The sequence below is a fragment of the Verrucomicrobiia bacterium genome (genome assembly GCA_035946615.1).
In the GTDB taxonomy this organism is placed as follows: domain Bacteria; phylum Verrucomicrobiota; class Verrucomicrobiia; order Limisphaerales; family UBA8199; genus DASYZB01.
The window spans coordinates 1-8,924 of record DASYZB010000033.1 but is presented as its reverse complement, the minus strand read 5'-3'; the positions used below and the strand labels follow the sequence as shown (position 1 = coordinate 8,924).

The following is an 8,924-nucleotide window of genomic DNA, read 5'->3' as shown; positions in this document are numbered from 1 at the left end:
CCCCCAGGACCTGGCCCAATCCCCACTGGCCCGCAGCTATCGTGAATTCGAAAGCCAGATCCTCACCTTCCTCCAACAAAAACACGCTGCTTGAAATGTGACTCAACAACCTACAATTTCAGAATTCAAGGACTCTAGACGCGCAACGCCCATGGATTCTTGGATTCTCCGATTGATTTTTGGGGGTTTCACCCTATTCTAATATGGAACACTTTCAGTCATATTGCCCGGCAGTCATGAACCTTTTATGAATAAAATTGGCGTTCTGCTTGTGGATGATCATACAGTGGTGCGGCAGGGGTTGCGGGCCTTGCTGAACTGTGAGGAGGATATCGAGGTGATTGGGGAAGCCGAAAATGGCCGCCAGGCCGTGATGCTGGCCCGAAAGACCCCACCCGACGTCGTCTTGATGGATGTCGCCATGCCGCTGCTCAATGGGCTGGAGGCAACCCGTCAGATTCTCAAATCGGTCCCCACCTGCAAGGTGCTGGTTCTGACGTCCTATGGCGATGATGAATGCGTCGAGCAGCTCATGCAGGCAGGCGCTGTTGGCTACCTGATCAAGCAAACCGCCGCCAATGATTTGTTAAAAGCCATCCGGGAAGTGCAGCGAGGCAATGCCTTCTTTAGCCCCTCGATCGCCAAACGCCTGCGCGACCATTGCCGCCAGGCCTTCACCACCGGCCAACCTGTCAAGCGGGGCAGTGAATTGACCTCCCGCGAAGCCGAGGTGCTGCAACTCATTGCTGAAGGCTTCTCCAACAAACAAATCGCCGCCGAGCTGCGCATCAGCATAAAAACCGTCGAGAAACACCGCCAGCAGGTCATGAACAAGCTCAATATTCATGATGTCGCCGGCTTGACCCGCTACGCCATCTCCAAAGGCATGGTCGAACGCAACGTGCCTGCTGTCGTTTAAAGCGCCATAACTCTCCTCGAGGTCCCCCTCAGAACTGTTCAGGGCTCTCAAACCGCCCCTGTGCTGCCATCTGCCCTTCCCCTGTTGGCCTGCTGCTGTAAAGCGAAAAAAGTTATTGAACTTTTATTCAGGATTAGTAGAATCGGGCTAACGACCGGGGGCATCCTTGTCTCGGGCGGCGCTGTTCAGAAAGTGAAACATCATGGAACGGTTCTCGATAGCCAAACGATCCTATGACAACTGCAAAGAAGACCGCTGTCGTCCTGGTTTATAAACGCGACAACCATCGGGATGAGGCGCTCGTCGCTCTTATCCAAAACCAACTCGACAGCGATGGCTGTTCGGTTTTCCTGGACCGCGATCTAACAATGGGGGTCGAATGGGCGCGGGAAATCGAGGCGCGTATCCGCTCCGCCGATGTGGTCATCCCGGTGCTTTCCGCCGATTCCATTCACAGTGAAATGCTCGGCTTCGAAGTCGAGACCGCCCATGAAGCATCCCAACTGCAAGCGGGCCGGCCTCGATTGCTTCCCGTCCGGCTAAATTATACCGGGCCATTGCCTGAACCCCTGTCGAGCATCCTCGACCCCATCCAGTACTTTCTCTGGGAAGGCGATCAGGATAATCTTGGCCTGGTTACGGAATTGGCCGAAGCGCTCAAGCATTTGCCTGAGCCTGAGACGCTCGCGCGTCCTGCCCACGCCAATGGCAGCGCTGCTCCCATCCCTTCTGCAGAAAAGCGCCCTCCCTCTCAAGCCGCAACGGCCAGGGCGCGCCCAGCGGCCCTGGAGGCCATTGGCGGCGCCGTGCCCCTGGACTCCCAGTTCTACATCACCCGGCCAGCCGATGGCGAACTCCGCGCGGCTATCTCCAAACGCGATAGTATCATTCTCATTAAAGGCGCGCGACAGATGGGAAAGACCTCACTGCTGGCGCGCGGACTGCAGTTCGCCCGCGAGCAGGGGACCCGGGCTGTCTCGACGGACCTGCAGAAGTTCAACGCCGCCGATTTCAAGACGGTCGATCACCTCTATCGCAGCATGGCAGAGTCCATCGCCGATCAACTGGAACTCAAGGCCGCCCCAGCCGACTCATGGGACGCGCGCCGCGGTCCCAACGCCAATTTCGAACGGTTCCTCCGCCGCGAGGTCCTGGACCAAACCAAGATGCCGCTGACCTGGGGCCTGGACGAAGTGGACCGGCTCTTTGTGACGCCCTTTGGAAGCGAGGTGTTCGGCCTGTTGCGTTCCTGGCACAATGAACGGGCGCTTGACCCCGCGGGGCCATGGTCGATGCTGACCATTGCCATTGCCTACGCTACCGAAGCGCATTTGTTCATCACGGACATTAACCAATCCCCATTCAATGTGGGCACGCGGCTGGATTTGGAAGATTTCACGTCGCTGCAGGTCGCCGAATTGAATCGCCGCTACCACAATCCAATCCGCTCGGAAGATGAGTTGAACCGCTTTTGCCGGCTGGTGGGCGGCCACCCGTACCTCGTCCGGCGCGGGCTGCACGAGTTGGCCACTCATAAGCACTCGTTCAATACTTTCGAGGAGATGGCCGCCAGGGACGAGGCCTTCTACGGCGACCACCTCCGCCGAATGCTGGTCCTGCTGGTTCGCGATACCGACCTGTGCCAGGTCATGCGCGGTGTCTTGAACAATGAACCCTGCCCAACTGCCGAGAGCTTTGACCGCCTCCGCAGCGCGGGTTTGGTTTTGGGACATATCCCCGAAGAGGCTCGGCCCCGCTGCCGACTCTACGCGATGTATCTTCGCAGGCATCTGCTCTAAACGTTTCTTTTTCTAAACTCGCCCCCAGCCTATGGCTAATGGCGCTGGCATCCTGAACAACTCGCCCACTGCAGTTGGCGCCGAGTTCTATGTGACCGGCGGCACCCTGCGGCCTGACGCGCCTTCGTACATCGAGCGCCAGGCCGACCAGAACCTGTGCCAGGGCTTGCTTGCCGGCGAATTCTGCTACGTCCTGACCTCGCGCCAGATGGGCAAATCTTCATTGATGGTGCGCGCCGTCAAACGCCTGCAACAAGAGGGAGCGGCTGTGGCGGTGCTGGACCTCACGGCCATCGGCCAGAATCTCACTCTCGAGCAGTGGTATGACGGGCTGCTCTCACGCCTGGGCCGGCAATTGGGGCTTGAAGATGAACTGCTGGCTTTCGCAGAGGCCCATCCAGCATCGAGCCCGCTGCAGCGTTGGATCATGGCCATCGAAACTGTCGCCCTCCCACGCGTTGCCGCAAAGCTCGTGATCTTCATCGACGAAATCGACATCGTGCGCAGCCTGCCCTTTTCTTCCGACGAATTCTTCGCTGCCATCCGCGAGTGTTACAACCGCCGTTCACGCGACTCGGCTTTCGCGCGCCTGGGCTTCGGGTTGCTGGGCGTGGCCACGCCCACAGACCTCATTCGCGATACGCGCATGACCCCTTTCAATATAGGGCGCCGCATCGAGCTCAACGATTTCACCCCGCAAGAAGCCGCTCCCCTGGCGCGCGGGTTGGGAACCGATCCCCGCCTCGGAGAGGAATTACTCGAACGGGTGATGCACTGGACCGGAGGCCATCCGTATCTCACCCAGCGCCTTTGCCGGTCCTTGGCGGAGGTTCTCTCCACACCCAGGTTCGAACCGGCTTCCGGCACGGTTGCTCCGCCGCTCCTTCCACGGCCCCGCACGGTGGACCTCCTGGCCCATCATCTGTTCCTCTCCCGCCAGGCCCGCGACCGCGACGATAATCTGATCTTTGTCCGCGAACGCATCCTGCGCAGCGAAGGGGATGTGGCGGGCCTGCTCTATTTATACCGCAAGGTCCACGAAGGCCAGCGGGTCCCCGATGACGAGACCAATCCGAAGGTGAGCATTTTACGCCTCTCGGGCGTGACCCGCGGGGTCAATGGTTATTTGCAGGTCCGTAACCGGGTTTATCGCCAGGTCTTCGACCCGTTTTGGGTCCAGACCAATATGCCCGAGGCCGAGGTGCGCCGCCAGCGCAGGGCCACACGCAGGGGCATGCTCGTGGGCTTCGCCGCCGCCGTCGTTCTGTTGCTGGCCTATCTGTTCTTTGGGCCTGTATTTGCCGGCTATCGCGATAATCGCCTGGCCCAGCGCACCGCGCGCGAATTGCAAGCGGCTTACCGCAATATCCAGGATTACCAGGACAATTTCGAAGATACCTTCAACATCGGGCTCGGGGGCACAACGGTGCCCGTCAAAGGTTCCGGTTCGCTCGTGTTCCAAGCGCCCGACAAATTGAACCTCGCGCTGCGCAGCGAATTCAACTCGCCTGAGTCTGAAATCCGGCTGGTGAGCGATGGCCGCCGGCGCTGGGCTTATGCCCCCAGGCTCAATCAATACGAGGTTTTGACTCCCATCACCAATGGCCTGCCATTCGACGTGCCCCCTCCTCTCAGGACCGCCGTTGGCCCGGTCCGCCTCCTCCCTCTTTACCGCTTGCTCCTGGCCCCGCCTGGCGGAGATGACTTCTTGCTTCAGACCCGCAACCTTCGCATCGGCCCGCGTTCGGACTGGCAAGGCCAGCCCGTGCGCCTTTTATACTGGGAGCAACTCCCGGGACAGCTTTTGGAACGCGCAGGCATCACGAACATCGCCGCAAGCCGAACGTTGATTCCCGTCACGGCCTGGGTCAACCGGACCAATCATCTGATCGTCCAGCTCCGAATGGACCTGTCGGCCTGGTCGAAGGAATTATTCGGGGATGCCTCGGCAGTCCCCGTCACCAGCGTCATCCTAACCGAGGCGCATACTGCCATACGCGCCCCAACCCAGCCGGCTTCGAGCGGACGCTTCCATTTTACGCCCCGCGTTGAAGACCACCAGGTCTCGCAGCTCGCCATTCCTTCCCCGGACCTGACGGCGCTGGCTTCGGCCAGGCGCCTGTTTGCCAGGCTGATTCCGCCCCGTTTAGCCGAAGCTCAGCGCAACCTGATCGATCTGACCGGCTATTACAACGCTGCCCTGGTCCAAACGTGGCATTCCGGCCCGGGCATGATGAGCAGCAACAGCCTCGACATCCTTCCCAGCGGCCTGTTGCAGTTGGGTGGAGTGGTTTTTGATGTGCGCGGCATCGTCCAGCTTTCCGGACGCGAGTTGGAGCGGGTCCGGTCCCAGTACCCGCAGCAAATTACCGGCATGAAAATCGATCAAACCTGCCACCGGCTCCATTTCCTTCATGCCTGCGGCTGGCAGGAGCGCGAGCATGTCCAGGTCGGCAGTTACGTCCTCCACTACGCCGACGCCCGCCAGCAATCCATCCCGATTGTTTATGGCGAAGATGTCCGCGATTGGAACTCGACTTTGGACCCATCGACGCAACTCAAAAACAGTTCGGTTGTGTGGAGCGCTACCAACAGCGCCGGCTTGTACGTCCGGCTCTTTAAGACCACCTGGGTCAATCCCACCCCCGACAACCCCATCGCTACCCTGGACTATGTCTCGACCATGAGCGAGGCTGCGCCGTTCTTGATTGCCATCACGGCTGAGGAGTAGAATTACGCGCATGCTTGTGTATCTATGGCTGGCTCTGGGCGGGGCCCTGGGCACAATGGCCCGCTACGGCCTCAACGGGCTCATCTCGCACCGCTTTGGCCAGACCTTCCCCGTCGGCACCCTGGTGATTAATGTCACCGGCTCGTTCGCCATCGGCCTGTTCGCTGAACTCACCGCGCCAGAAAGCCGCGCGCTGGTCTCGCCGGCCTTTCGAACTTTCTTCATGGTTGGGGTCTGCGGCGGGTTCACCACCTTTTCTTCGTTCAGCCTGCAAACCTTCAACCTGGCTCAGGACAAAGAATGGCTCTATGCTTCCCTGAACATTCTGCTGAGCGTGGCGCTGTGCCTATTCGCGGTTTGGCTGGGGCACGTCATCGCCCTGAGAATTCACCCAATGAAAGGCTCATAAAATGAACCTGCCCCAGGATGCGATGTTGTTGCGGATTTTTATCGGCGAGAGCGACCGCTGGCATCACAAGCCGCTCTACGAGGCCATCGTTCTCAAGGCGCGCGAAATGCGCCTGGCCGGCGCCACCGTCCTGCGCGGGCCGATGGGCTTTGGCAAATCCAGCCGCCTCCACACCGCCAAAATCCTGCGCCTTTCCTTTGACCTCCCCCTGGTCATTGAAATTGTCGATGCCGAAGAGAACCTGCGCCTGTTCCTCCCCTGCCTCGATGAGATGATGAAGGGCGGGCTGGTTACTTTGGAAAAGGTCAAGGTGATTCATTATCGCGCCGGACAGGAGCCCGCCGCCACAACCCAAGTTTGATAGGGGGAAACAGGAGAGCACAGAGAAAACAGAGGCGCTGAGAATCCTGCAAGAGCTGCGTGCAATGAAAAATGTAAAATGCTCAATGCACAATTCTCAATCAGGGTTTCTCGCACATCACAAAAGTGTTTCAAGAATCTCCGTTCTCTCCGTTTCCTCCTGTTCCTTTCTGCATGTTTACCTCTCAGCGCCCTCATCCTCATAACAGCAGGCGATTGGCCCACGCAGCCAGCAATCCGCCTAATAGCGGCGCAAGCACCGGCACCCACGCGTAGCCCCAGTCGTTGTCCCGTTTGCCTGGGACAGGCAGAAACGCGTGCGCCAGGCGCGGCCCGAGGTCACGAGCCGGATTGATCGCATAGCCAGTCACTCCGCCCAGGGACAGGCCGATGGCGAAAACCAGCAGGCCAACCGGCAGGGCGCCTAGGGTCCCCAAGCCAATGGTCACTTCGCTTCCCGCGCCGAAAAAGGGCAGCTTGAGCTTGGCGTCGGTCATCAGGAACACAGGGAAGACAAGGAGAAAGGTCCCGCTCAACTCGCAGAAAAAGGCCTGCGGCACATTGCGTATGTTTGGCCGGGTGCAAAAGCACGCCAGCTTTGCGTTGGCGTCTTCGGTCAGCTTGAAATGCTCGCGGTAGAAGAAATAGACCCAGGCCCCGCCCACGATTGCCCCCAGCAATTGCGCCGCCATGTAGCCGGCCACCTTGCCCCATGCGAATTTCCCCGCCGCCGCCATCGCCAGGGTGACAGCGGGGTTTAGATGCGCGCCGCTGAAGGACTGCGCGCAAAACACCCCAATGAAAACCGCGAACGCCCACCCGGCGGTGATGACAATCCAGCCCGAGTTATTCCCGTTGGTGCGCGCCAGCACGACGTTGGCCACAACCCCGTTGCCGAAGGTGACCAGCAGGGCGGTGCCGATGAATTCCGCGAGGTATGCATTCATATAGATGGACGGGGCCAATGACAGAGTGTAGGCGACGACGTAATCCCAGGTGGTTTTCGGCGGCTTGGACCCAGACCCAGCCGCGGGTTCAAACCCCGTAGGGGTAACCTGTTTCTAGTACCCGTCCCGTGATCAGCGTTTGCGTTGAGAGGATTAGAAAGGGCGGGGGAGCTACCCTGGGAAAAATGTCGCGCAGCCGAGCCAACCTCGGAGAGGTTGCGCCCGTTCAACGGATCTTCGACTCCGCCGACCATCAGAGGCGGGCAATCAAGCTCTTTGCAGATGGCCCCGAGGTACGGGTGCTTCATTGAACATCGAGTATTCGCTATTTTTCATTGTTCATTGCGGCCAGAGGGAGCAAGGGTTTTGGCAGGTCGAGGCGAGGAGCAACCGCGCCAGCACTACGGAAAGGGAGCCCATCCCTGGTTATGGGGTTGATGGTCGTTGTTCCAGCGCCTGGCGACCAACGAATTCCTCAGATCGAATAAATCGCTGGCTCGCAGGTTCTCAACGTGCCCGTCGCAAAAGCCTATGTTCCATCGGCCTTCATGACGCTTTGCGATTGCAATCACAGCCGGATCATTTGCAGGCATACCCCGGACCTCGCGATCAAAACCGGGATCGAAAGCTTCACTCAGAATGAAACTGCCCCTGGGCGGCTCGTTGTAATCAGACGCGCTGGCATTAAGGGGGACAGGCCACAGAACAGCATCGCCAAGCGCAATCATATCGCTGGGATTTCTTACGGCTGTTTCTGGAAGGGGTTTATAGATCACACCTGTTGGAGGATTCTGAAAAACAGAACCACCTAAACCGGGCCCGGCTGCTCCGCCATAATTGTACCCATAGCTTCCAATCCACGCCATGCGCGACGTGTTGTAAGAATTAGGAGTGCTTAAGAATATGCCTTGAACGCGATTGTAACCAGGGCATGCATAGACGCTCTGTCGAGGGCCTGTCCAGACCCCATCTCCAGGACCTGAATTAGTGTAGTTGTTTGCAGGCCATGAGACGCTCACGTAAGGCTTGATTTGGGTCATCCATGGCATGTCGTACCCCGGGTAAGCATGGTCCTCCTGCACATACATGCTCATGCCGATCATGATTTGATGCAAATTGCTCCGGCAGGCGATGGAGTCTGCCTTTGACCGAGCCCGCGCCAGCCCCGGCAACAGCATCGCCGCCAGAATGGCGATGATGGCAATGACCACCAGCAGCTCGATCAACGTAAATCCCGGGCCGCTGGTTTCGCCTGGGCCAGATGCGGGAATGGAGCCTAACCTCGTGGCGGGTCCGAAGCCTTTTCCGGGCACAGCGATTGACCGGAGCCGGTTCATAAGCCAGTCTGAAAAGCAGTATCGCCCTGAGGAAGGTAAAGTCAATGGCCGAAAAGTGTTTCAAAGTAATCGGTTAGTGACGGCGGGCGCTGCCGCCTAAAGGCGGCGTTCCGCGCGTCCGGAACGCCGGCTTCAGCCGGCAGCCCCGTAGTCACTGAGGCATTACGTCTCAAAAATCTCCGTTCTCTCCGTTTCCTCCTGTTCCTTTCTGGGGACAGGGGGGTAAAAATCCCTCGGCGATTTTGTTGAACGTCTCGATTTGCAGGCGCTGCCACGGCTCGTCCTGGCCCAACTCGGACGCCATGAGCCGCGCCACGGCTGGGGCCATTGCGATTGCCGCCCGGGCATTCAGGAATAATGCGCGGGTGCGTCGCGCCAGCACATCGTCGAGGGTGCGGGCCATTTCCTCGCGCGCCGCCCAC

Annotated in this window: 8 protein-coding genes; 5 read left to right on the top strand and 3 right to left on the bottom strand. The window is 59.2% G+C overall.

What is annotated here, in order from left to right:
• Positions 1 to 247 precede the first annotated feature (247 nt).
• From VG146_05205 to VG146_05185, 5 genes are all read left to right on the top strand, one after another.
• Entirely contained in the window at positions 248 to 919 is a 672-nt protein-coding gene (locus VG146_05205; protein HEV2391746.1) for a response regulator transcription factor, read from the top strand.
• 233 nt (positions 920 to 1,152) lie between these two features.
• The gene (locus VG146_05200) at positions 1,153 to 2,718 is read left to right on the top strand and encodes an AAA-like domain-containing protein (protein HEV2391745.1); all 1,566 of its coding nucleotides are present in this window, start codon (positions 1,153 to 1,155) and stop codon (positions 2,716 to 2,718) included.
• Between the two features lie 31 nt (positions 2,719 to 2,749).
• Complete coding sequence (locus tag VG146_05195) at positions 2,750 to 5,449, top strand: AAA-like domain-containing protein (GenBank protein HEV2391744.1); 2,700 nt, start codon at positions 2,750 to 2,752, stop codon at positions 5,447 to 5,449.
• Between the two features lie 10 nt (positions 5,450 to 5,459).
• The gene (gene crcB / locus VG146_05190; GenBank protein ID HEV2391743.1) at positions 5,460 to 5,858 is read left to right on the top strand and encodes a fluoride efflux transporter CrcB; all 399 of its coding nucleotides are present in this window, start codon (positions 5,460 to 5,462) and stop codon (positions 5,856 to 5,858) included.
• A gap of 1 nt (position 5,859) precedes the next feature.
• Positions 5,860 to 6,219: a DUF190 domain-containing protein gene (locus VG146_05185; GenBank protein ID HEV2391742.1), complete on the top strand. Its 360-nt coding sequence runs from the start codon at positions 5,860 to 5,862 to the stop codon at positions 6,217 to 6,219.
• A 199-nt stretch (positions 6,220 to 6,418) separates the two neighbouring features.
• Here the strand turns inward: VG146_05185 and VG146_05180 are convergent, their stop codons facing one another.
• The 3 genes from VG146_05180 to VG146_05170 all read right to left on the bottom strand — a co-directional run.
• On the bottom strand, positions 6,419 to 7,165 hold the full coding sequence (locus VG146_05180; GenBank protein ID HEV2391741.1) for an MIP/aquaporin family protein: 747 nt from the start codon (positions 7,163 to 7,165) through the stop codon (positions 6,419 to 6,421).
• Between the two features lie 401 nt (positions 7,166 to 7,566).
• Positions 7,567 to 8,502 (bottom strand): prepilin-type N-terminal cleavage/methylation domain-containing protein, encoded by a 936-nt coding sequence (locus tag VG146_05175; protein ID HEV2391740.1) that lies wholly within the window; start codon positions 8,500 to 8,502, stop codon positions 7,567 to 7,569.
• A gap of 169 nt (positions 8,503 to 8,671) precedes the next feature.
• Positions 8,672 to 8,924 (bottom strand): glycerol-3-phosphate dehydrogenase C-terminal domain-containing protein (locus VG146_05170; protein ID HEV2391739.1); only part of this gene is annotated, 253 nt, incomplete at its 5' end.

Coding starts and splice junctions, on each gene's coding strand:
- VG146_05205 (HEV2391746.1), top strand. CDS start 248: ATGAATAAAATTGGCGTTCTGCTTGTGGATGATCATACAGTGGTGCGG.
- VG146_05200 (HEV2391745.1), top strand. CDS start 1,153: ATGACAACTGCAAAGAAGACCGCTGTCGTCCTGGTTTATAAACGCGAC.
- VG146_05195 (HEV2391744.1), top strand. CDS start 2,750: ATGGCTAATGGCGCTGGCATCCTGAACAACTCGCCCACTGCAGTTGGC.
- crcB (HEV2391743.1), top strand. CDS start 5,460: ATGCTTGTGTATCTATGGCTGGCTCTGGGCGGGGCCCTGGGCACAATG.
- VG146_05185 (HEV2391742.1), top strand. CDS start 5,860: ATGAACCTGCCCCAGGATGCGATGTTGTTGCGGATTTTTATCGGCGAG.
- VG146_05180 (HEV2391741.1), bottom strand. CDS start 7,165: ATGAATGCATACCTCGCGGAATTCATCGGCACCGCCCTGCTGGTCACC.
- VG146_05175 (HEV2391740.1), bottom strand. CDS start 8,502: ATGAACCGGCTCCGGTCAATCGCTGTGCCCGGAAAAGGCTTCGGACCC.